This window comes from Mesorhizobium sp. BR1-1-2 (assembly GCF_020165435.1).
Classification (GTDB): domain Bacteria; phylum Pseudomonadota; class Alphaproteobacteria; order Rhizobiales; family Rhizobiaceae; genus Mesorhizobium.
This window is the reverse complement of record NZ_JAIUID010000003.1, coordinates 63,884-84,858: the sequence shown is the minus strand read 5'-3', so window position 1 is coordinate 84,858 and position 20,975 is coordinate 63,884. Positions and strand designations below refer to the sequence as shown.

The window sequence follows — 20,975 nt, the reverse complement described above, 5'->3', positions numbered from 1 at the left end:
ATCCGACCGCCTCAGAGATCAAGCACCAACCGTTCCGGATCCTCCAGGCTTTCCTTGACACGAACCAGGAAGGTGACCGCTTCCTTGCCGTCGACGATGCGGTGATCGTAGCTCAGCGCCAGATACATCATCGGCCGGATCACGATCTGGCCGCCGACCACCACGGGCCGGTCCTGGATCTTGTGCATGCCCAGAATGCCCGACTGCGGCGCGTTGAGGATCGGCGTCGACATCAGCGACCCGTAGACGCCGCCGTTGGAAATCGTGAAGGTGCCGCCCTGCATGTCCGCAACCGACAGCTTGCCGTCGCGCGCGGCGATGCCAAGCCGGCCGATCTCCTTCTCGATCTCGGCGATAGACATCTGGTCGGCGTCGCGCACGACAGGCACGACCAGGCCCTTTTCAGTGCCGACGGCGACGCCGATATGGGCGTAGTTCTTGAAGATGATGTCGGTGGCGTCGATCTCGGCGTTGACCGAGGGGATTTCCTTCAGCGCGTGCGTGACGGCCTTGGTGAAGAAACCCATGAAGCCGAGCTTTACGCCGTGCTTCTTCTCGAACACGTCCTTGTACCTGGTCCGGAGCGCCATCACCGCGCTCATGTCGACCTCGTTGAAGGTCGTGAGCATGGCGGCGGTCGACTGCGCTTCCTTCAGCCGGCGAGCGATGGTCTGGCGCAGCTTGGTCATGCGCACGCGCTCCTCGCGCGCGGCATCGTCACCCGACGAGGGTGCGCGGGCGACCGCTGGCGCGGCGGGTGCGGGTGCCGCCTTTGGCGTCTCGGCCGGCTGCGACGGCGCGCCCTTGGAGATGGCATCGAGCACGTCGCCCTTCAGCACCTGGCCGCGCTTGCCCGAACCGGAAAGCTGGTCGACCGACAGATTGTTCTCGGCGATCAGTTTCGCCGCCGCCGGCGCGGGCGGCATGGCGCGCGGCTCGACCGGACCGGCGTCACCGGCGACCTTGGCGGTCTCGGCGGCGGCCTGCTTGGTGGTCTGCGCCGCGTCGGGGCTGGATGCCTGCGCCACGGCTTGCGGCTTGGTCACTGGTGCGGCGGCGCCGCCGGCCGAAATCGAGCCCAGAAGCGCGCCGACCCCGACCGTCTCGCCTTCCTTGGCGGCGATCTCGCCCAAGGTTCCGGCGCCCGGCGAGGGAACTTCGACCGTCACCTTGTCTGTTTCGAGCTCGACCAGCGGCTCGTCGGCGGCAATGGCATCGCCCACCTTCTTGAACCATTTGCCGATGGTCGCCTCGGTGACGGATTCGCCGAGAGTGGGAACGCGGATTTCGGTAGCCATTGTGCCTGTCCGTTTCTGTCTGTCTGTTCTATTCGCTCAACTCTGCTTACTCGCCGAGCGCGTCTTCGAGCAAGGCGGCGAGCTGAGCGAGGTGCTTGGACATCAAGCCGGTCGCCGGCGAGGCCGATGCCGGCCGGCCGGTGTAGCGCACCCGCTGGTGCTTGGCGTCGATATGCGCCAGCACCCATTCCAGATACGGGTCGATGAACGACCAGGCGCCCATGTTCTTGGGTTCCTCCTGGCACCACACCATTTCGGCATTGCGGAAGCGCGACAATTCGGTGATCAGCGCCTTGGCCGGGAACGGGTAAAGCTGTTCGACGCGCAGCAGATAGATGTCGTTGATGCCACGCTTCTCGCGCTCCTCGTAGAGATCGTAATAGACCTTGCCCGAGCACAGCACGACACGGCGGATCTTGGAATCCTTGGTCAGCTTGATGGCCTGGTTGGGCAACAGCTGGGCATCGTCCCACAACAGCCGGTGGAACGAGCTTTCGCCCGACATTTCCGGCAGCGTCGACACCGCCCGCTTGTGGCGCAACAGTGACTTCGGCGTCATCAGGATCAGCGGCTTGCGGAAATCTCGCTTCAACTGCCGGCGCAATATGTGGAAGTAATTGGCCGGCGTCGTGCAGTTGGCCACTTGCATGTTGTCTTCGGCGCAGAGCTGGAGGAAACGCTCAAGCCGGGCAGACGAATGTTCCGGCCCCTGGCCCTCATAGCCATGCGGCAGCAGGCAGACGAGGCCCGACATTCTGAGCCACTTGCGCTCTCCGCTGGATATGAACTGGTCGAACACCACCTGGGCGCCATTGGCGAAGTCGCCGAACTGCGCTTCCCACAGCGTCAGCGCCTTCGGCTCGGCCAGGCTGTAGCCATATTCGAAGCCGAGCACGGCTTCTTCGGACAGCATCGAGTTGATGACCTCATAGCCGGCCTGCGCCGCCGAAAGATTGTTGAGCGGGATGTAGCGGGTCTCGTCGCGCTGGTCGTAGAGCACGGAATGGCGCTGCGAGAAGGTGCCGCGCTCCGAATCCTGCCCGGAGAGGCGGATCGGGTTGCCGTCGAGCAGGATGGCGCCGAAAGCCAGCGCCTCGGCCGTCGACCAGTCGATGCCTTCGCCCGATTCGATGGCCTGGCGGCGGTTTTCGAGGAAGCGGATGATCGTCTTGTGCGCCTCGAAATCCTTCGGCACCTCGGTCAGCTTCTTGCCGATCTCCTTCAGCGTCTTGACCGGCACGGCGGTCTTGCCGCGTCTTGTTTCATCCTGATTGTCGGCTGTGCGCAAGCCCGACCAGGCGCCATCGAGCCAGTCCGCCTTGTTGGGCTTGTAGTGCTGGCCGACTTCCCATTCGGATTCCAGATGCTCACGCCAGTCGGCCTTGAGCTTGTCGAACTCGGCCTGGGTCATGTGGCCTTCGGCGATCAGCCGGTCGGCATAGATCTGCACCGTCGTCTTATGGGTGCGGATGTTGCGATACATGATCGGCTGCGTGAACGCCGGCTCGTCGCCTTCATTGTGGCCGAAGCGGCGATAGCAGAACATGTCGACCACGACAGGCTTGTGGAACTTCATGCGGAATTCGATTGCCACCTTGGCGGCATGCACCACGGCTTCCGGATCGTCGCCATTGACGTGGAAGATCGGCGCCTCGATCATCTTGGCGACGTCGGACGGGTAGGGAGACGAGCGCGAGAAGCGCGGATTGGTGGTGAAGCCGATCTGGTTGTTGATGATGAAATGCAGCGTGCCCGCGACGCGGTGGCCGCGCAGGCCCGACAGGCCGAGGATCTCGGCAATGACGCCCTGGCCGGCAAAGGCGGCGTCGCCATGCAGCAAAAGCGGCAGCACCTTGGCTCGCTCTTCCAGCGGCACGATCTCCTCGCGGCCACGGCCGAACAGATAATCCTGTTTGGCGCGCGCCTTGCCCATCACCACCGGGTCGACGATCTCCAGATGCGAGGGATTGGCGGTCAGCGACAGGTGTACCTTGTTGCCGTCGAACTCGCGGTCCGACGAGGCGCCGAGATGGTATTTGACGTCGCCCGAGCCCTCGACCTCGTCGGGCGCGGCCGAGCCGCCCTTGAATTCGTGGAAGATGGCGCGATGCGGCTTGGCCATCACCTGGGAGAGCACGTTGAGGCGGCCGCGGTGCGCCATGCCGAGCACGATCTCCTTCAGCCCGAGCTGGCCGCCGCGCTTGACGATCTGTTCCAGTGCAGGGATCAGCGCTTCGCCGCCGTCGAGGCCGAAGCGCTTGGTGCCCTTGAACTTGACGTCGGCGAACTGCTCGAAGCCCTCGGCCTCGATCAGCTTCTGTAGGATCGCCTTCTTGCCGGTCGCGGTGAAGGAGATCTCCTTGTCGGCGCCCTCGATGCGCGCCTGGATCCAGGCCTTCTCTTCCGGATCGGAGATGTGCATGAATTCGACGCCCAGCGTCGAGCAATAGGTGCGGGTCAGGATGTCGAGCATCTGACGGACGGTGCCGAATTCGAGCCCGAGCACATTGTCGAGGAAGATCGGCCGGTCATAATCGGCTTCGGTGAAGCCGTAATTCTCCGGCGACAGTTCGTTATAATCCTCGAGCGTGGCGATGCCGAGCGGGTCGAGATTGGCGTGCAGATGGCCGCGCATGCGGTAGGCGCGGATCATCATGATGGCGCGCACGGAATCGCGCGTCGCCTGATGCACGTCGGCGTCGGAGGGGACAGCGCCGTTGACGGCAGCCTTCTCCTTGACCTTCTTTTCGATGTGCTTTTCGACCAGGCCCCAATTGCCGTCGAGCGCCGACACCAGCTCGCCATTGGCCTGCAGCGGCCAGGAGGGCTTGGCCCAGGAGGCGCCCTTGGCGTTCTTGCGGACATCCCCGGCATCGTCCTTCAGGCCGGCGAAGAACTCCTGCCATTCGGGATTGACCGAGGCTGGATCATCCTCATACGCCGCATAGAGCGCGTCGATATAATCGGCATTGCCGCCATAGAGGAAAGAGGTGAGCGAAAACTGGTCGTTGGCCTGATCTTGTCGTGCCATTTTTGTTCGCGGAGCCTGGCTCCGTCTCCTGTTTTTGGAGGGGAGTAGGGCAGTAGGGGAGTAAGGCAGTAGGGAAAGCAGGCGGCGCCGCGCTCATCCCGTTCTTCCTATTCCCCTACTGCCATACTGCCTTACTCCCTTACTGCCTTAACCCTTGATCGCCTCGACCAGCGTCGTGCCCAGCCGGGCCGGCGATGGCGAAACTTTTATCCCGGCCGATTCCATTGCCGCGATCTTGTCCTCGGCGCCGCCCTTACCGCCCGAGATCACCGCGCCGGCATGGCCCATGGTGCGGCCGGCCGGTGCCGTGCGGCCGGCAATGAAGCCGGCCATCGGCTTGCTGCGGCCGCGTTTGGCCTCGTCCTTGAGAAACTGCGCGGCGTCTTCCTCGGCCGAGCCGCCGATCTCGCCGATCATGATGATCGACTTGGTCTCGTCGTCGGCGAGGAACATTTCGAGCACGTCGATGAATTCGGTGCCTTTGACCGGATCGCCACCAATCCCGACGGCGGTGGTCTGGCCGAGGCCGACATTGGTGGTCTGGAACACGGCTTCATAGGTAAGCGTTCCCGAGCGCGAAACAACACCGACCGACCCCTTGCGGAAGATGTTCCCGGGCATGATGCCGATCTTGCATTCGTCGGGGGTGAGCACACCGGGACAGTTCGGGCCGATCAACCGCGACGTGGAACGGTCGAGCCGCGCCTTGACCTTGATCATGTCCATGACAGGTATGCCTTCGGTGATGCAGACGATGAGCGGGATTTCGGCCTCGATGGCCTCGATGATGGCTTCGGCAGCACCCGCCGGCGGCACATAGACGACGGAAGCGTTGGCGCCGGTCCTGGCCTTGCCTTCGGCGACGGTAGCGAAGATCGGCAGGTTCTCGCCCTTGGCGCCGGTCCAGGTCTCGCCGCCCTTCTTGGGATGGATGCCGCCGACCATCTTGGTCCGGTGATAGGCCAGCGCCTGTTCGGTGTGAAACGTGCCGGTCTTACCGGTCAGGCCCTGCACGAGCACCTTGGTGTTCTTGTCGACGAGAATGGACATGGTGAGAACGCCTCTGAATTCAGCGATTACAAGAAAGGATTGACGGCTCGCACCGAGCCATAAACCTGGTTGCGGTTGAGATCTTCGGTGTAGAAAATCGGCGCGCCGAGATATTCGGCCGCGGCAAGAAGCGCGGCGTCGTCATAGTGAATTCGGTAGTGGCGTGCGAGGTCCAGCCCTGCGCGAACATAGCTTTCGTCGACAGGCGCCAGCGGACAAGTGCCGAGGTGGACCAGCCATTGGTCGACCGGATCATCCCTAAGAAGGGATTTGGTCCGCGATACGGCGACGAATTCGGCCAAAGTTTGCCCCGAAACGCCAAAGATGGTCCCCGAGACAAGTTCTGCAGTGATTGGCGCGCGGCGCGGATCACGATTTTTCTCCGTAGATCAGGACGTTCGTCTCGAGAAAGCAATCGATCTTCCCGGTCGGCATGGGCGTCCCTTCGATCCCACCTGTAGGAAGCGTCGGCGCTGTCGCTTCGTTTCGCGGCCTCATCCATGAGCCGCTCCATTCCCGCCTTGGCCCAAGCGATCCGGTCTTCCTGCTCGACCTCATGCGCAAGCGGCGAATGGATGTGGGCGTTGAGCGTCGTCTTGCAGCGTCCCGCAAGGCCTCGCGCCTTCTCGAGCAGAGCTTCGTCCATGGCCAGGGTGACGTCCTTCATCGTCCGTCTCCACATAAATACACAGGCATTATAGGTGTGTTTATGTGTGGTCCTTCAACTGGCTTGCCTGCGATCAGCATCTGCTCAGCCTTCCCTCATCTCGGAAGGCGAGACGCGCCGGTAGACGCCGCTCACCATGTCTTGCCAGGCGTCACTGCCGGCGGGTTTGAAATGCAATCGCATGCGGTAAGCGTCGGGACCGTCGAAAATATATGCCACGCGCGCCGCGCCGCGCGGCGACGAGCGCTCCAGAGTGAGTTCGTCGCCATTCCACGCGCCGGTAGCCGGTGACATCGGCACAAATCCCATCGAGTCGAATTGGTGCATGGTGACGGTGCCGTTCTGTTGGTCGAAGCCGAACACATTGTGGGCGCCGAAAGAGACCGTGCCGTCGCGGCGCTGGCGATAGCGCTGCACCACGAACTGGCCGCCGAACTCCGCTTCCGCTATCACTTCCGAAGTCGCAATACCTTCATCGGTCCATTGCGTCGCCGCCACCTCTTCCACGCCGTGCCACGCGCCGACCAGCGCCTGCAGGCGCTGGTGATCGGCCGAGAGCGAGGAGAAGGAGGCCGCGTTCATGGCTCAGAGCCGCTTCAGGTCGGTAACGGTGAGATCGCTCTTGGCGTTGCCGGTGTTGAGCGTCGTCGCCGGCTCGAACATCAGCACCACCGGCTCCAAGGTCAGCGAACGCGGCCGGTGCTCGACGCCGCGCGGCACGACGATGAAATCGCCTTCGCCGAGCTCGACCGGACCGTCGCGGAAATCGATGGCGATGCGGCCGCGCAGCACGAGGAAGGCTTCGTCCTCATCGACATGGGCATGCCAGTCGAAGGCCGCGCCGAACTTGGCGACCTTCGCCTGGCTGTCATTGACGTCGCCGGCGATATGCGGATCGAAGACCTTGGTGATCTTCTGATCCGCCGCCTCGACGAGATTTATCTTGCGCGGAGGCACTTGATCAGCCCTTCACCGCCGCCACGATCTTCTTGGCGGCGTCATCGAGATCGTCGGCCGACACGACGTTGAGGCCGCTGTCGTTGATGATCTTCTTGCCGAGTTCGGCATTGGTGCCTTCAAGGCGCACGACCAGCGGCACTTTCAGGCCCACTTCCTTGACCGCGGCGATGACACCTTCGGCGATGATGTCGCACTTCATGATGCCGCCGAAGATGTTGATCAGGATGCCCTTGACCGCCGGATCCCGGGTGATGATCTTGAAGGCCGCCGTCACCTTCTCCTTCGACGCGCCGCCGCCGACATCGAGGAAGTTGGCCGGCTCGGCGCCGTAGAGCTTGATGATATCCATCGTCGCCATGGCGAGGCCGGCGCCATTGACCATGCAGCCGATATTGCCGTCGAGCGCGACATAGGCGAGGTCGTATTTCGACGCCTCGATTTCTTTCTCGTCCTCTTCGGTGGTGTCGCGCAGTTCGAGCACATCCGGGTGGCGAAACAGCGCGTTGTTGTCGAACGACACCTTGGCGTCGAGCACGCGCAGGCGGCCGTTCTTCATGACGATCAGGGGATTGACCTCGAGCAGGCTCATGTCCTTCTCGACGAAGGCCTTGTAGAGGATCGAGAACAGCGTGTCGCCGTCCCTGGCAGCGTCGCCATCGAGCTTCAGCGCGCCATTGAGTTTCTTCACGTCATCCGCCGTCACGCCCTTTTCCGGATCGATGGCGACGGTGATGATCTTTTCCGGCGTGTCGTGGGCGACCGCCTCGATGTCCATGCCGCCTTCGGTCGAGACGACGAAGGCGATGCGGCCGACCGAGCGATCGACCAGGATCGACAGGTAGAGCTCGCGCTCGATGTCGGCGCCGTCCTCGATATAGAGCCGGTTGACCTGCTTGCCAGCCGGGCCGGTCTGCTTGGTCACCAGCGTGTGGCCGAGCATCTCGTTGGCGTTGTCGACGACGTCGGCGACCGACTTGGCCAGCCGCACGCCGCCCTTGGCGTCGGGGCCGAGCTCCTTGAACTTGCCCTTGCCGCGGCCGCCGGCATGGATCTGGCTCTTCACCACATAGAGCGGGCCGGGCAGCGCCTTGGCGGCGGCTTCAGCCTCGCTCGCCTTGAACACCGGCACGCCTTCGGCCACCGGCGCGCCAAAGCTCTTCAGCAGCGCCTTGCCCTGATATTCATGGATGTTCATCTGGATCGTCTCCGGATCAGCTGCTGGGGTTCACTTCGAGGCGAGTTGCGGCGCGATCTTGACGCAGGCCTCGGTCAGGCCCTGCACCGCTGCCACCGAGCTATCGAACATCTTCTGCTCTGGCTTGGAAAGCTCGATCTCGATGACGCGCTCGACGCCACCGGCGCCGATCACCACGGGAACGCCGACATAGGTGTTCTTCACGCCATACTGGCCGGAAAGATGAGCCGCGCAAGGCAGCACACGCTTCTTGTCCTTGAGATAGGCTTCGGCCATCGAGATCGCCGAGGCGGCCGGCGCATAATAGGCCGAGCCCGTCTTCAACAGGCCGACGATCTCGGCGCCGCCGTCGCGGGTGCGCTGCACGATCTGGTCGAGCTTCTCCTTCGAGGTCCAGCCCATCTTGACGAGATCGGGCAGAGGAATGCCTGCGACCGTCGAATAGCGGATCATCGGCACCATGGAATCGCCATGGCCGCCGAGCACGAAGGCGGTGACGTCCTCGACCGAGACCTTGAACTCCTCGGCCAGGAAATAGCGGAAGCGAGCGCTGTCGAGCACGCCGGCCATGCCCACGACATGGGTGTTGGGCAGGCCGGAGAATTTCTGCAGCGCCCAGACCATCGCATCCAACGGATTGGTGATGCAGATGACGAAGGCCTTCGGCGCATATTTCTTCAGGCCGGCGCCGACCTGTTCCATGACCTTGAGGTTGATGCCGAGCAGATCGTCGCGGCTCATGCCCGGCTTGCGCGGCACGCCGGCGGTGACGATGCACACGTCGGCTCCCTCGATGCCGGCATAGTCGTTGACGCCGGTCAGCCTGGAATCGAACCCGTCGACCGGCGACGATTGCGCGATATCGAGCCCCTTGCCCTGCGGGATGCCTTCGGCAATATCGAACAGAACCACGTCGCCGAGGTCCTTGAGGCCGATCATGTGAGCGAGCGTGCCGCCGATCATGCCAGAGCCGATAAGCGCTATCTTGTTGCGTGCCATGTCAGGATAGTTTCCCTTTGTTCGTGACGTCGCTCAAATCGCTGACGATCTGCTGGCGGCGTCGAGGAAGAGACCGGAATGCTGCGGGAATCCCGCGAGATTTCGCCGCACCCAATAGCCCCGCCGCCGTGTAAATTCAAACGATTATTTTGGAGCGAGCGTTTTCAATCGGTTAGACTAACTGGGATTTACGTAAACGTAAAAATTTTGGGCTGGATTGGAGAGAATTTACACGATGAAGATGGAGATCGTAAGACTTGAAGCCGGCGATGACGCCCTTGTGATGCAGGTCGCCGACGATGTGTTCGACGAACCGGTCAGGCCGGATCGATTGGCAGCCTATCTCAGGGAACCCGGCCATTTCATGGTCGTGGCGCTCGCCGACGGCGTGACCGTCGGTCAATGCGCCGCCGTCATCCACCGTCATCCCGACAAGGTGACGGAGCTCTACATCGACGAGGTCGGCGTATCGCCGGCCTTCCAGCGCCAGGGCATCGCACGAAAGATGCTCGACGCGATGTTTGCGATCGGCAGGGAGAATGGCTGCGAAGAAGCCTGGGTCGGCACCGAGCCGGACAACCGTGCCGCCCGCGCGCTTTACGAGTCGCGCAAGGAACCGCACGGTCCAGCGGAAGATTTCGTGATGTATGTATACGACTTGTAGGGCTCTCATAGCAGGAGCCGTACGGATCAGCCTTCGAAGGACCCGTCGGCTGGTTCTAGGCTTGCGCCTGCGCTTCGGTCGGCGTCGCCTTCGCCTTCCGCCGTTCCGCCCAAGCCTCCAGCCAGTCGCGGCTCTGCATCTCGATCAGCCGCGAAGCTGTGCGTTCGAACTCGAACACCTCGACGCCGCGCTTGGCTACATAGAGTTGCTGCGGCGGCGCCTCCGCGCTCACCACCAGCCTGGTGTGATGGTCGTAGAGCGTGTCGACCAGGAGGATGAAGCGCTTGGCTTCGTTGCGCCTGCCTTCACCCAGCACTGGAATGTGGTCGATAAAGACGGTCGAGAAGCGGTCGGCAATGACTAGATAGTCGCGCGCGCCGAGCGGTTTCTCGCACAGATCGGCGAAGGAAAATCGCGCGGCGTCGCCGGCGGCGCGCGGAACGGCCAGCTGCCGGCCCTTGACGGCAAGCGACGTCTCGGCCGTCGGCGCACCGCGCGTCATCGTTTGCCAGGCCGCGTCCAGCGCCTCATCGGCCGCCGCATCGGCAGGCGTGACATAGACCGGCGTACGGGCAAGCTTCTCCAGCCGATAGTCCTTGTCGGCATCGAGCGAGAGCACTTGCGCGTGCCGTTCCAATATGCCGATGAAGGGCAGGAAAAGCTGACGGTTCAGCCCGTCGCGATAGAGGTTCTCCGGCGCTACGTTCGACGTCGCCACCAGCACCACGCCGCTGGCGAACAGCGCCGAAAACAGCCGGGACAGGATCATCGCATCGGCGATGTCGGTGACCGAGAACTCGTCGAAACACAGCACCCAGGCCTGTTCGGCAAGCGCCCGCGCCACCGGCGGAATCGGATCGTCTTCCCTCACCGTGCCATCCTTGCGCTCCTGCCGGTGCTTTTGGATGCGGTCCTGCACCTCGGCCATGAAGTCGTTGAAATGCACGCGGCGCTTGCGCCGCACCGGCAGCAGCTCGAAGAACAAGTCCATCAACATGGTCTTGCCGCGGCCGACGCCGCCATGGATGTAGAGGCCCTTGACCGCCTCGTGCGTTTCGCGCCTGCGAGCGAAGAGCCAGCCAAGCGCGCTCGATTTGTGCGCCAGCCGCTTCACCGAAATCTCTGATATCAGCCGGTCGAGAGCGGTGACGATCCGCTCCTGCGCCGGATCGCGTTCGATGGCACCGGTGTCGACCAGATGGTCGTAACGCTGCCTGACGGTCACATGGGTCTGGAGGCCGTCACGCAGATGCATAGGTCACGTCGTTGTCGAGGGGGCTTGGCTTACCTTGTAAGCGAGATCGGCAGGCCATTGGAAGTCTGGCCGTCGAATTTCGAGCCGCCTGAGGAATAGAGCCGCGCCAGCGTGCCGCCATTCTCGTCATAGAGGGTCAACTGCTTGCCGGCGACGTTCCACGACTTGATGCCGTCGATCGGCGCCGGGCAATGCAGTGGTCCGGCGCGGAAGCCGGCGCCGAATTTGGTCTGCGGCGTCGCCACCTTGCAGCTCTGGCCGGAAACGCTGGCGTTCCACACACCGGCGACACTGGCCGCGGTCAGGTCCGGCGCACCCGCCGGCGCCGAACCGTCCGGCGGCAAGGAGGCGACCTGGCTGTTCTGCGGCGCGGTCGGGAATTGCGACGGATCCGTGGTGCCGGGAGAAGCTGGGGGCGGCAACTGGTTGGCCGTCACCTGACCGGAGGGCGCCGGCTGCAGCGGCGCCGGCTGCTGGTCGTCCATCGAGGAGAACCGTGAGGTTGAGCAGCCGCTCGCAACGAGCGCCGCCAGCGATACGGCCACCAGGCCGGTTTTCGAAAAAGTCATTCCAACCTCCGTCGGATCCGGCGGGGCTGCCGTCCGCACAATGTCACCCCCCACCAAGATGGAGAAGGTGGCGAAATTTCAACCCGATATGGTTAAAATAGGGTTTGCGCCAAGAATTGTTGCAAATTTGTCGCAATCATCCTGCCAGCGGAGCGCTCGGTACGAATATATAGCCGTCCGGCCCGACGACATAGCTCTCGCGCAGGCCGTGCGGCTTATCGATCGCTCCGGCCAGCACGATATGGCCATGATCGCGCGCGGCGGCCTCGACCGCATCCGGGTCGGCGCCGTAAAGACGCAGCTCGATGCCGGCGCCGCGTGTCTCGGCGCCGGTGATCGTCCCTGTCATGGCATTGTCGAGATAGGAATGGTCGGCGTGCAGCATGAACACCGAGCCCAGCAGCTCGATTGCCGCGAAATCCTCGTCGGCATAGATGATATCGGCGCCGAGCACGTCGCGGCAGAAGGCTTCCATGGCCGCCATGTCGCTCACCAGAAGATTGACGCCGATGCCGCGCGCCAGCGAGCGGCCGAAATCCCCGGCCTTCATCCACGGTGTCCTCGTCCGCTTCATCGCCATGGCGTCGTCCTCCCTCGATCCGATCCTACTCGAGCCAGCCGCTCGGGCCGCTGGCATTCGACCGGCAAACGCTTGCGCCAGCCGGCACAGGGCTTATGTCTATCAAGACGAAATTCGCTGGAGCCGCAAATTGGCTGCGAGACCGAAAGCCGCCAATCGCTATTACAATGGCCCGCCTAGCGATCATTTCGACGGAACCTTGTTCTTCAATCCCGGCGGCCAGCCGCCGGCGCGTTTCGCCGATCTGCTGAAATGGCAGTTCAACGGCCAGCGCTCGAAATGGCCGGCCACCAATCCGAGCTCCTTTCCGCAGGCAAAGCCGCCCGCGCGTGTCGAGGGGGCCGGCCTGGCCGTGACCATGGTCGGTCATTCCACGCTGCTGGTCCAGACCGCGGGCCTGAACATCCTCACCGACCCGGTATGGTCGCTGCGGGCCTCGCCATTCTCCTTCGTCGGGCCGAAACGCGTCAATGCGCCGGGCATCGCCCTGGCCGACCTGCCGCCGATCGATCTCGTGCTGGTCAGCCACAATCACTACGACCATCTCGACATCGCGACGCTGAAGCAGCTCAAGGCCCGGCACGACCCGCTGGTGATGACCCCGCTCGGCAATGACGTCCTCATTGTCGGCGCGGTTCCCGGCATGCGGCTGTCGGCGCATGACTGGGGCGACAGGGTCGACATCGGTGGCGTGGCCGTCCATGTCGAGCCGGCGCATCACTGGTCGGCGCGCGGCACACGCGACCGGCGCATGGCGCTGTGGGCCGCTTTCGTCATCGAGACGCCGGCCGGCCGGATCTATTTCGCAGGAGATACCGGTTTCCACAACGGCATCAACTACCGGCTCATGGCTCACAAGCACGGCGGCTTCCGCTTCGCCATCCTGCCCATCGGCGCCTATGAGCCGCGCTGGTTCATGGCCTCCCAGCACCAGAACCCGCAGGAGGCGGTGCAAGGCATGACATTGTGCAACGCTGCCTATGCGGCCGGTTGCCATTGGGGCACGTTCCAGCTCACCGACGAACCGATCGACGAGCCGGCACGCAAGCTCGACGAGGCGCTGGAGGCCGAGGGCCTGCCGCGCGAGCGGTTTCGCGCCTTGCGGCCGGGCGAGGTCTGGGACGTGCCCTGACGAGGCCGGATGCGGCCGCGGAACCCAAGCGCTATCGGCGCGTTTGTGGGCGGGTCACACTCTATCGCTTCGCGAGGCATTTCCATGCTCAGATGGATCATCATTCTCCTGATTATCGCCGCCGCTGCGAGCCTGCTCGGCATGCCCGCATTGGCAGGTGCGGCCGCCACCGGTGCGCGCATCCTGATCGGCATCGTCCTGATCATCTTCCTGCTGATCCTGCTTGGCGTCTTCGCCGTGACCTGAAGGCGCGATGCACTGGTAATTCCCGCCCGTTTCCGCCATATAGCGGCAAATAGCACGGAATGACCGGAAGAAATGGCAGGCACCGCCCCCTTCGCCAAGATGAACGGCATCGGCAACGAGATCATCGTTGCCGACATGCGCGGCCGTGCCGACCGGGTGACGGCGGCGGCGGCGATCGCGCTCAACGCCGATGCCTCGACGCGGTTCGACCAGATCATGGCGATCCATGACGCGCGGACGCCGGGCACGGCCTATTTCGTCGACATATTGAATTCGGACGGCTCGGGCGCGCAGGCCTGCGGCAACGGCATGCGCTGCGTCGTCCAGGCGCTGGCCGCCGAGACCGGACAAAAGACATTCACCTTCGAGACCGTCGCCGGGATCCTCAATGCGCAGGAACATGCCGACGGCTCGATCTCGGTCGATATGGGCACGCCGCGTTTCGGCTGGCGGGACATTCCGCTCGCCGAGGAATTTCGCGACACCCGCATGATCGAATTGCAGGTCGGCCCGATCGACGCCCCGGTGTTGCATTCGCCCTCGGTCGTCTCCATGGGCAATCCGCATGCCATCTTCTGGGTCGACCGCGACGTCTGGTCCTACGAACTCGATCGCTTCGGTCCGCTGCTCGAAAACCATCCGATCTTCCCCGAGCGCGCCAACATCACCATCGCGCAGGTAAGCTCGCCCGACAGCATGATCATCCGCACCTGGGAACGCGGCGCCGGCCTGACCAAGGCTTGCGGCACGGCCGCCTGCGCCTCGGTGGTCGCCGCGGCCCGCACCAGGCGGACCGGACGCAGCGTCAGCCTGCTGACCCCCGGCGGCGGCACGCTGAATGTGGAATGGCGCGACGATGACCATGTCATCCTGACCGGCGCCGCCGAATGGGAGTTTTCCGGCAGCTTCGATCCCTCGAGCGGCGCCTGGGCGCGCGACACCGAAAGCGCGGCCTGATGCCCGCTCCTTTCAAGGATGGCGATGTGGCGAAGGGCCCCAATCGCATCGAGATGGTGACCTTCGGCTGCCGGCTGAACACCTATGAATCCGAGGTGATGCGGCGCGAAGCCGAAACCGCGGGCCTCGGTGCGCTGGCGGGTGGCGCTGTTATCTTCAACACCTGTGCTGTCACCGGCGAGGCGGTGCGCCAGGCCAAGCAGGCGATCCGCAAGGCCCGCCGAGACAATCCTGAGGCTCGCATTATCGTCACCGGCTGCGCAGCGCAGACCGAGCCGCAGAATTTCGCTGCCATGGACGAGGTCGATCTCGTCCTCGGCAACGAGGAGAAGCTGAAGGCCAATTCCTATCGCGCGCTGCCGGATTTCGGCGTCAACGACAGCGAGAAGGCGCGCGTCAACGACATCTTCTCCGTACGCGAGACCGCCGGCCATATGGTCGATGCCATCGAGGGCAGGGCACGCGCTTTCGTGCAGGTGCAGAATGGCTGTGACCACCGCTGCACCTTCTGCATCATCCCCTATGGTCGCGGCAATTCACGCTCGGTGCCGATGGGCGCCGTGGTCGAGCAGGTCAAGCGGCTCACCGGCAATGGCTATGCCGAGATCGTGCTGACCGGCGTCGACATGACCAGTTTCGGCGCCGACCTGCCGGGCGCACCGAAACTCGGCAGGCTGGTGAAGACCATCCTTCGCCAGGTACCGGACGTGAAGCGCCTGCGCCTCTCCTCCATCGATTCCATCGAGGCCGACGACGATTTGCTCGACGCCGTCGCCACCGAGTCGCGGCTGATGCCGCATCTGCATCTGTCGCTCCAATCGGGCGACGACATGATTTTGAAGCGCATGAAGCGCCGGCATCTGCGCGACCAGTCGATCCGCTTCTGCGAAGAGGTGCGCAAGCTGCGCCCAGACGTCGTCTTCGGCGCCGACATCATTGCCGGCTTCCCGACCGAGACGGAAGCGATGTTCGAGAATTCGGCAAAGATCGTCGAGGAATGCGGGCTGACCCATCTGCACGTCTTCCCGTTTTCGCCGCGCGAAGGCACGCCCGCCGCGCGCATGCCGCAGGTCCGCCGCGAAGTGGTCAAGCAGCGCGCCGCCCGCCTGCGTGCCGCCGGCGAGACTGCATATCGCCGCCATCTGTCGTCGCTTTCCGGAACGCGCCAGTCGATCCTGATCGAGCGCGACGGGCTCGGCCGCACCGAAGGGTTTACGCTTGCCGCGCTCGCCACCGGCGCGCCGGGCGAGATCGTTGAAGCAACAGTCACCGGCCATGACGGCGCCCGGCTGATCGCGGCTCCGCTTGCCGCCCGCGCCGCCTGAGAAACGCAAGAGATGGCCGGGTTCTTCAAGAAGATATTTTCGTTCGGCAAGAAGGAGGTCGTCGAGGAGCGCGTCGACGAGACCGCCCCGCTGCCGCCGATCAAATGGGATCAGCTCGAAGCGCTGAAGCCGGCGGCCGAGCAGGCCGTTCCGGAATTCCTGAAGCGGGAGGAAACCCAGGCTCAGCCTGCCGTCGAGCCCGCGCCGCCCGAGGAGCCGACCCCCGAGCCTGCCCCGGCCATTCCGCCGGTGCCGGCGCCGGCCGTTCCGCCCGAGCCGGAACCGCTGCCGCAGCCGCCGCCGGAAGAGGAACCGGCATCGACGCCCGAGCGCCCGGAGCCGCCGGCCCCCGAGGAAGTTCCGACACCCCCGGCCATTCCGGAGCCTGCGCCCGAACCGCGGCCGCAGGAGGTACCGCCACCAGCGCCCGCCGAGCCGGAAATTGTCCCGTCGCGCCCGGAGCAGCTGCCGGAACCGGCACCCGTCGAAGTACCGACTCCCGCCGAAGTTCCGATCGAGACACCGGCGCCAATCGAGATTCCTGCGACACCGTCTTCCGCGCAGCCTTCACAGGCCGGCGCCGCCCCTCATCGGCCTGCAGGCACCTTCTCCCCGTATAATGACGGGGAGAAGGAAGAAGCTGCAACGCCAACGCCTCCCTCTCCCCGTCATTCACGGGAAGAGGGTAAGGGTGAGGGGCAGCGCCGACCTGTCGAGAACCTGGCACCCAGTGCCGAAACCGCCGCCGAAATCTCGCCGCCTATTCGCCAGCCTGCGCCCATCGAGTCGCAGCCTGTACGCGCCGAAATCGCGCCGGAACCTGAGGCAGTTCCCGCGCCGAAGCCCACGCCCTCCCCCGTCAAGGTGACGGTCGCCAAAAAGGTGGAGCAGAAGGCGGAGCCGCAGAAGGCGCCGGAGCCGGCGCCGCGGCGCTCCTGGTTCCAGCGCATGCGGGACGCGCTTGCCCGCTCCTCGCGCGAATTGTCGGGCAACATTGCCGGCGTCTTCACCAAGCGCAAGCTGGACGACGACACGCTGCAGGACCTGGAGGACGTGCTGATCCGCGCCGATCTCGGGCTGGAGACCGCGTTGCGCGTCACCGATGCGTTGGCCGCCAGCCGCTACGGCAAGGATGTCTCCGACGCCGAGGTCCGCGCCGTGATGGCGCAGGAGGTGGAGAAGGTGCTGACCCCCGTCGCCCTGCCGTTGGAACTCGACCTCAGCCACAAGCCGCATGTCATCCTGGTGGTCGGCGTCAACGGCACCGGCAAGACCACGACCATCGGCAAGTTGGCGGCCAAGCTGACCGAGGGCGGCCTGTCGGTGATGCTGGCCGCCGGCGACACGTTCCGCGCCGCCGCCATCGAGCAGCTCAAGATCTGGGGCGAGCGGACGAAATCGCCGGTCATCGCCTCGAAGCTCGGCGCCGATGCCGCCGGTCTCGCCTACGATGCCTTCGAGAAGGCGAAGGAAGCAGGCTCCGACGTGCTGATCATCGACACGGCCGGCCGCCTGCAGAACAAGGCCGAGCTGATGGCGGAGCTCGAGAAGATCGTGCGCGTGCTGGGCAAGCTCGATCCGGAAGCGCCGCACACCGTGCTGCAGACGGTCGACGCCACAACCGGCCAGAACGCGCTCAACCAGGTCGAGATCTTCCGCAACATCGCCGGCGTCAACGGCCTGGTGATGACCAAGCTGGACGGCACGGCGCGTGGCGGTATTCTGGTGGCGATCGCGGCAAAACACAGATTGCCGGTCTATTTCATCGGCGTCGGCGAACAGGTCGACGACCTCGAACCGTTCTCGGCAAGCGAATTCGCCAGGGCGATCGCTGGCGTTGCGTAACGGCATGATCCCGGAAGTTGCCTCAACCGGATCGTGCGTAAGAAGGAAGATATGAACCCACCCATTCTCGAACGCGATCCGTCCGACCCGCAGAAAGAGAAGAAGGAAGGCGTCAACCCGCTGCTCAAGCTCGTTCTCGAGCTAGGGCCGCTGCTGGTGTTCTTTTTCGCCAATGCGCGAGGCGAATGGCTGACGCAGAAATTCCCGGCGCTGGCTGAATTCGGCGGCCCGATCTTCGTCGCCACCGGCCTCTTCATGGCCGCCACCGCGATCGCACTGGTCGCGTCCTGGCTGCTGACCCGCACCTTGCCGATCATGCCGATGGTGTCGGGCGTCGTCGTCTTCATTTTCGGCGCGTTGACGCTCTACCTGCAGGACGACATTTTCATCAAGATGAAGCCGACCATCGTCAACACGCTGTTCGGCGGCGTGCTGCTCGGCGGGCTGTTCTTCGGCAGATCTCTGCTCGGCTACGTCTTCGATTCCGCCTTCAGGCTCGATGCCGAGGGCTGGAGAAAACTCACCTTCCGCTGGGGCCTGTTCTTCCTGTTCCTGGCTCTCGTCAACGAGGTGGTGTGGCGGAATTTTTCGACCGATGCCTGGGTTACCTTCAAGGTCTGGGGCATCATGCCGATCACGCTTCTGTTCACCTTCAGCCAGATGCCGCTGATCCTGCGCCATTCACTGGACGACAAGGCCGGCGGCGAAGAGAAGGCCGGCAAATAAGGCCTGCAAATTGGGGGAGTGCCATGGAATTCGTCACCACGCGCGAAGAGCTGCGGACGATCTACAAGACGCCGCGTCCGACGGATGGTTCGATCCGCAAGGAATTGAAGGCGCTGGACGGCCATTGCCGCTCCTTCATCGGCAAGAGCCCCTTCGTGCTGATCGGCTCCTCCGACGGCCAAGGCAATGCCGATGTGACGCCCAAAGGCGACAAGCCAGGCTTCGCCGCCGTGCTTGACGACAGGACCATCGCCATCCCCGACCGGCCCGGCAACAACCGGCTGGATACGCTGGAGAACATCCTGCTCAATCCGTCGGTCGGGCTGCTGTTCCTCATTCCCGGCATGAACGAGACGCTGCGCGTCAATGGCGATGCCCGCATCACCGTCGATGCGGGTTTGCGCGAACGGCTGGCCGTCGACGGCAAGGAGCCGCAGAGCGTCGTCGTGGTCGCCGTCAAGGCCGCCTACATGCATTGCGCCAAGGCCTTCATGCGCTCCGATCTGTGGAAGCCCGACAGCTGGTACGACCGCGCCACGCTGCCGACGCTCGGCCAGATCCTGCGCGACCAGCTGGCGCTCGCCGATTCGGCAGAGGCGACCGACCGCTGGCTGGACGACGAATACAAGCAGACAATGTGGTAGCGTGCGCGGAAGATTCGTCCGAGCGTCGCCTTGCTGAACCTCCTTGCCATTTCCGGCAGCCTGCGGGCGGCCTCCACCAATTCGGCCCTGGTCGCGGCACTGGCGCGGAACGCGCCAGAGAGCTGCCGCGTCGCCATCCATGAAGGGCTCGGCCTGCTGCCGATCTTCAACCCCGACGACGAGGGTGAGCGGACACCGTCGGAGGCGTCCAGGCTGATCGACGCCGTCACCGCCGCCGATGGCGTCATCATCTCATGCCCGGAATATGCGCATGGCGTGCCGGGCGGCCTGAAGAATGCGCTCGACTGGCTGGTGTCGCGCGACGCCGCCGTCGACAAACCGGCCATACTCGTGCACGCCTCGCCGCGCTCGCTCCATGCCCGCGCCGCATTGGCGGAGATCATGCGCACCATGTCGTTCGCGCTTCATGACGGCGAGCTGGAGATCGGGCTGCTCGGCAAGAGGCCGGCTGAGGTGGAGGCTGTCCTGGGAGGGCAGGCGAACGTGATGGCAATGCACGATGCGTTGTCCGCTTTCGCGGATTTCATTCGCGCGCGTTAGCGCCTACCCCTTCCTCAACGTCTCGACATCAGTCTTGCCGACGTACCAGTCGCGGGCATTGACCTCCTCGAAGACCACCCAGACATCGTCATTGCCGAGCCCGGTGGCGTCCATGATTGCCGCCGTGACTTTTTTGGCGATGTCGGCTTTCTTGCCGGCCGGATCGGCGGCGATCACTTCCTTGACGATGCGGATGTTGACGAATGGCATGACGTCCTCCCCTTATAATTTCAGCTCAGTAGGTCTTGGCGCCGTTCACCATCAGCCGGACCATGTAGAGCGAGGTGGTGCCGGCGATGTAGAGACAGTTCAGCTTGGCGCCGCCGAACACGCAATTGGCGGTCACCTCGGGCACCTTGACCTTGCCGATCAGCGTTCCGTCCGGATCGTAGCAATGGATGCCGTCGGCGGCGCTGGTCCAGATGCGCCCGGCATCATCGAGCCTGAAGCCGTCGAACAGGCCCGCGGTGCAATCGGCGAAGACTTTTTCACCCGAGACCTTCTTGCCGCCTTCGCCGACATTGAATACCCGCATGTGCGCCGGGTTCTGCGCGCCATGCGTGCGGCCGGTGTCGACGACATAGAGCTTGCTCTCGTCGAGCGAGAAAGCGAGCCCGTTCGGCCTGACCATGTCGGTGATGACGGCCTCGACCTCGCCCGTGCCGGGGTCGACCCGGTAGACATGGCAGGCGCCGATTTCGCTTTCGGCCTTGTCGCCCTCGTAATCGGTGTCGATGCCGTAGGTTGGATCGGTGAACCAGATCGAGCCGTCCGACTTGACCACCACGTCATTGGGCGAATTCAGCCGCTTGCCCTTCCATTTGGCGGCGATGGTGGTGACCGAACCGTCGAACTCGGTGCGGCTGACGCGGCGCCCCGAATGCTCGCAGGTCACCAGCCGGCCCTGCCGGTCGACGGTGTTGCCGTTGGAATTGCCGCATGGCTGCCGAAACACGCTGACGCTGCCGTCGGTTTCGTCGTACCGCATCATGCGATTGTTCGGGATGTCCGACCAGACGACATAGCGGCCGGCGGCGAACCAGGCCGGCCCTTCCGCCCATCGGCAGCCGGTGAAGAGCTTGTCCACTTGCGCATTGCCGTTGAACAGCCGCGCAAAACGCGGATCGAGAATTTCATAGTCGGCCGCGGCCATTCTTTCCTCCCGGTAACGTTGGCAATCCGGCGGCGATCAAGCCAGCAGGAGATCGATATGGCAAGGTCGTCGGCGATGACATTTCCGCAATTTGTAAGACAAAACGACCGGAACAGGC

22 protein-coding genes are annotated in these 20,975 nt (G+C 64.0%); 9 read left to right on the top strand and 13 right to left on the bottom strand.

The window, feature by feature from the left end; translation table 11 throughout:
* Positions 1-11: 11 nt before the first annotated feature.
* From odhB to mdh, 8 genes are all read right to left on the bottom strand, one after another.
* The gene (odhB, locus tag LB551_RS06855) at positions 12-1,298 is read right to left on the bottom strand and encodes a 2-oxoglutarate dehydrogenase complex dihydrolipoyllysine-residue succinyltransferase (RefSeq protein ID WP_140550721.1); all 1,287 of its coding nucleotides are present in this window, start codon (positions 1,296-1,298) and stop codon (positions 12-14) included.
* A 46-nt stretch (positions 1,299-1,344) separates the two neighbouring features.
* Positions 1,345-4,329, bottom strand: coding sequence for a 2-oxoglutarate dehydrogenase E1 component (locus tag LB551_RS06850; RefSeq protein WP_224625137.1), 2,985 nt, complete (start codon positions 4,327-4,329; stop codon positions 1,345-1,347).
* Between the two features lie 147 nt (positions 4,330-4,476).
* Positions 4,477-5,379, bottom strand: a complete 903-nt coding sequence (gene sucD / locus LB551_RS06845; RefSeq protein WP_224658631.1) for a succinate--CoA ligase subunit alpha — start codon at positions 5,377-5,379, stop codon at positions 4,477-4,479.
* 26 nt (positions 5,380-5,405) lie between these two features.
* Positions 5,406-5,681: a PIN domain-containing protein gene (locus tag LB551_RS30085; protein ID WP_411970933.1), complete on the bottom strand. Its 276-nt coding sequence runs from the start codon at positions 5,679-5,681 to the stop codon at positions 5,406-5,408.
* A gap of 449 nt (positions 5,682-6,130) precedes the next feature.
* On the bottom strand, positions 6,131-6,628 hold the full coding sequence (locus LB551_RS06835; RefSeq protein ID WP_224658630.1) for a DUF1579 family protein: 498 nt from the start codon (positions 6,626-6,628) through the stop codon (positions 6,131-6,133).
* Positions 6,629-6,631: 3 nt separating this feature from the next.
* The gene (locus LB551_RS06830) at positions 6,632-7,003 is read right to left on the bottom strand and encodes a cupin domain-containing protein (RefSeq protein WP_140550727.1); all 372 of its coding nucleotides are present in this window, start codon (positions 7,001-7,003) and stop codon (positions 6,632-6,634) included.
* 4 nt (positions 7,004-7,007) lie between these two features.
* Positions 7,008-8,201, bottom strand: a complete 1,194-nt coding sequence (gene sucC / locus LB551_RS06825) for an ADP-forming succinate--CoA ligase subunit beta (protein WP_224658629.1) — start codon at positions 8,199-8,201, stop codon at positions 7,008-7,010.
* Positions 8,202-8,231: 30 nt separating this feature from the next.
* Entirely contained in the window at positions 8,232-9,200 is a 969-nt protein-coding gene (mdh, locus tag LB551_RS06820; protein WP_140492808.1) for a malate dehydrogenase, read from the bottom strand.
* A gap of 235 nt (positions 9,201-9,435) precedes the next feature.
* Here mdh and LB551_RS06815 point away from each other — a divergent pair, with 235 nt between their 5' ends.
* Positions 9,436-9,864: a GNAT family N-acetyltransferase gene (locus tag LB551_RS06815; protein WP_224658628.1), complete on the top strand. Its 429-nt coding sequence runs from the start codon at positions 9,436-9,438 to the stop codon at positions 9,862-9,864.
* A 55-nt stretch (positions 9,865-9,919) separates the two neighbouring features.
* On the opposite strand, the gene zapE is transcribed toward LB551_RS06815, so the two are convergent.
* From zapE to LB551_RS06800, 3 genes are all read right to left on the bottom strand, one after another.
* Complete coding sequence (zapE, locus tag LB551_RS06810; protein WP_140550730.1) at positions 9,920-11,119, bottom strand: cell division protein ZapE; 1,200 nt, start codon at positions 11,117-11,119, stop codon at positions 9,920-9,922.
* A 29-nt stretch (positions 11,120-11,148) separates the two neighbouring features.
* Positions 11,149-11,688: a protease inhibitor Inh/omp19 family protein gene (locus tag LB551_RS06805; protein ID WP_140550731.1), complete on the bottom strand. Its 540-nt coding sequence runs from the start codon at positions 11,686-11,688 to the stop codon at positions 11,149-11,151.
* Between the two features lie 136 nt (positions 11,689-11,824).
* Complete coding sequence (locus LB551_RS06800; RefSeq protein WP_224658627.1) at positions 11,825-12,268, bottom strand: VOC family protein; 444 nt, start codon at positions 12,266-12,268, stop codon at positions 11,825-11,827.
* A 130-nt stretch (positions 12,269-12,398) separates the two neighbouring features.
* Between LB551_RS06800 and LB551_RS06795 the strand changes: the two genes are divergently transcribed.
* The 8 genes from LB551_RS06795 to LB551_RS06760 all read left to right on the top strand — a co-directional run bounded on the left by LB551_RS06795 (position 12,399) and on the right by LB551_RS06760 (position 19,704).
* Positions 12,399-13,400 (top strand): MBL fold metallo-hydrolase, encoded by a 1,002-nt coding sequence (locus tag LB551_RS06795; RefSeq protein ID WP_224658626.1) that lies wholly within the window; start codon positions 12,399-12,401, stop codon positions 13,398-13,400.
* An 84-nt stretch (positions 13,401-13,484) separates the two neighbouring features.
* Positions 13,485-13,646, top strand: coding sequence for a DUF1328 family protein (locus LB551_RS06790; protein WP_140550734.1), 162 nt, complete (start codon positions 13,485-13,487; stop codon positions 13,644-13,646).
* 72 nt (positions 13,647-13,718) lie between these two features.
* Positions 13,719-14,603, top strand: coding sequence for a diaminopimelate epimerase (gene dapF, locus LB551_RS06785; protein WP_224658625.1), 885 nt, complete (start codon positions 13,719-13,721; stop codon positions 14,601-14,603).
* Positions 14,603-15,928: a tRNA (N(6)-L-threonylcarbamoyladenosine(37)-C(2))-methylthiotransferase MtaB gene (gene mtaB / locus LB551_RS06780; RefSeq protein ID WP_224658624.1), complete on the top strand. Its 1,326-nt coding sequence runs from the start codon at positions 14,603-14,605 to the stop codon at positions 15,926-15,928. Before dapF ends, mtaB begins: the two co-directional genes overlap by 1 nt.
* A 159-nt stretch (positions 15,929-16,087) precedes the next feature.
* Positions 16,088-17,773, top strand: coding sequence for a signal recognition particle-docking protein FtsY (ftsY, locus tag LB551_RS06775; RefSeq protein WP_411970938.1), 1,686 nt, complete (start codon positions 16,088-16,090; stop codon positions 17,771-17,773).
* A 51-nt stretch (positions 17,774-17,824) separates the two neighbouring features.
* Entirely contained in the window at positions 17,825-18,499 is a 675-nt protein-coding gene (locus tag LB551_RS06770) for a septation protein A (protein WP_140550738.1), read from the top strand.
* Between the two features lie 23 nt (positions 18,500-18,522).
* Positions 18,523-19,143, top strand: coding sequence for a pyridoxamine 5'-phosphate oxidase family protein (locus LB551_RS06765; RefSeq protein WP_140550739.1), 621 nt, complete (start codon positions 18,523-18,525; stop codon positions 19,141-19,143).
* A gap of 30 nt (positions 19,144-19,173) precedes the next feature.
* The gene (locus LB551_RS06760; RefSeq protein WP_224658622.1) at positions 19,174-19,704 is read left to right on the top strand and encodes an NADPH-dependent FMN reductase; all 531 of its coding nucleotides are present in this window, start codon (positions 19,174-19,176) and stop codon (positions 19,702-19,704) included.
* A gap of 3 nt (positions 19,705-19,707) precedes the next feature.
* Here LB551_RS06760 and LB551_RS06755 read toward each other — a convergent pair whose 3' ends face one another.
* The gene (locus tag LB551_RS06755) at positions 19,708-19,914 is read right to left on the bottom strand and encodes a tautomerase family protein (protein ID WP_013892236.1); all 207 of its coding nucleotides are present in this window, start codon (positions 19,912-19,914) and stop codon (positions 19,708-19,710) included.
* A gap of 25 nt (positions 19,915-19,939) precedes the next feature.
* Entirely contained in the window at positions 19,940-20,857 is a 918-nt protein-coding gene (locus LB551_RS06750) for an SMP-30/gluconolactonase/LRE family protein (protein ID WP_140550741.1), read from the bottom strand.
* Positions 20,858-20,975: the final 118 nt, after the last annotated feature.

Coding starts and splice junctions, on each gene's coding strand:
- LB551_RS06850 (WP_224625137.1), bottom strand. CDS start 4,329: ATGGCACGACAAGATCAGGCCAACGACCAGTTTTCGCTCACCTCTTTC.
- LB551_RS06805 (WP_140550731.1), bottom strand. CDS start 11,688: ATGACTTTTTCGAAAACCGGCCTGGTGGCCGTATCGCTGGCGGCGCTC.
- LB551_RS06765 (WP_140550739.1), top strand. CDS start 18,523: ATGGAATTCGTCACCACGCGCGAAGAGCTGCGGACGATCTACAAGACG.
- LB551_RS06770 (WP_140550738.1), top strand. CDS start 17,825: ATGAACCCACCCATTCTCGAACGCGATCCGTCCGACCCGCAGAAAGAG.
- dapF (WP_224658625.1), top strand. CDS start 13,719: ATGGCAGGCACCGCCCCCTTCGCCAAGATGAACGGCATCGGCAACGAG.
- sucC (WP_224658629.1), bottom strand. CDS start 8,201: ATGAACATCCATGAATATCAGGGCAAGGCGCTGCTGAAGAGCTTTGGC.
- LB551_RS06815 (WP_224658628.1), top strand. CDS start 9,436: ATGAAGATGGAGATCGTAAGACTTGAAGCCGGCGATGACGCCCTTGTG.
- odhB (WP_140550721.1), bottom strand. CDS start 1,298: ATGGCTACCGAAATCCGCGTTCCCACTCTCGGCGAATCCGTCACCGAG.
- LB551_RS06750 (WP_140550741.1), bottom strand. CDS start 20,857: ATGGCCGCGGCCGACTATGAAATTCTCGATCCGCGTTTTGCGCGGCTG.
- LB551_RS06790 (WP_140550734.1), top strand. CDS start 13,485: ATGCTCAGATGGATCATCATTCTCCTGATTATCGCCGCCGCTGCGAGC.
- LB551_RS06835 (WP_224658630.1), bottom strand. CDS start 6,628: ATGAACGCGGCCTCCTTCTCCTCGCTCTCGGCCGATCACCAGCGCCTG.
- LB551_RS06800 (WP_224658627.1), bottom strand. CDS start 12,268: ATGGCGATGAAGCGGACGAGGACACCGTGGATGAAGGCCGGGGATTTC.
- LB551_RS06755 (WP_013892236.1), bottom strand. CDS start 19,914: ATGCCATTCGTCAACATCCGCATCGTCAAGGAAGTGATCGCCGCCGAT.
- sucD (WP_224658631.1), bottom strand. CDS start 5,379: ATGTCCATTCTCGTCGACAAGAACACCAAGGTGCTCGTGCAGGGCCTG.
- mtaB (WP_224658624.1), top strand. CDS start 14,603: ATGCCCGCTCCTTTCAAGGATGGCGATGTGGCGAAGGGCCCCAATCGC.
- zapE (WP_140550730.1), bottom strand. CDS start 11,119: ATGCATCTGCGTGACGGCCTCCAGACCCATGTGACCGTCAGGCAGCGT.
- mdh (WP_140492808.1), bottom strand. CDS start 9,200: ATGGCACGCAACAAGATAGCGCTTATCGGCTCTGGCATGATCGGCGGC.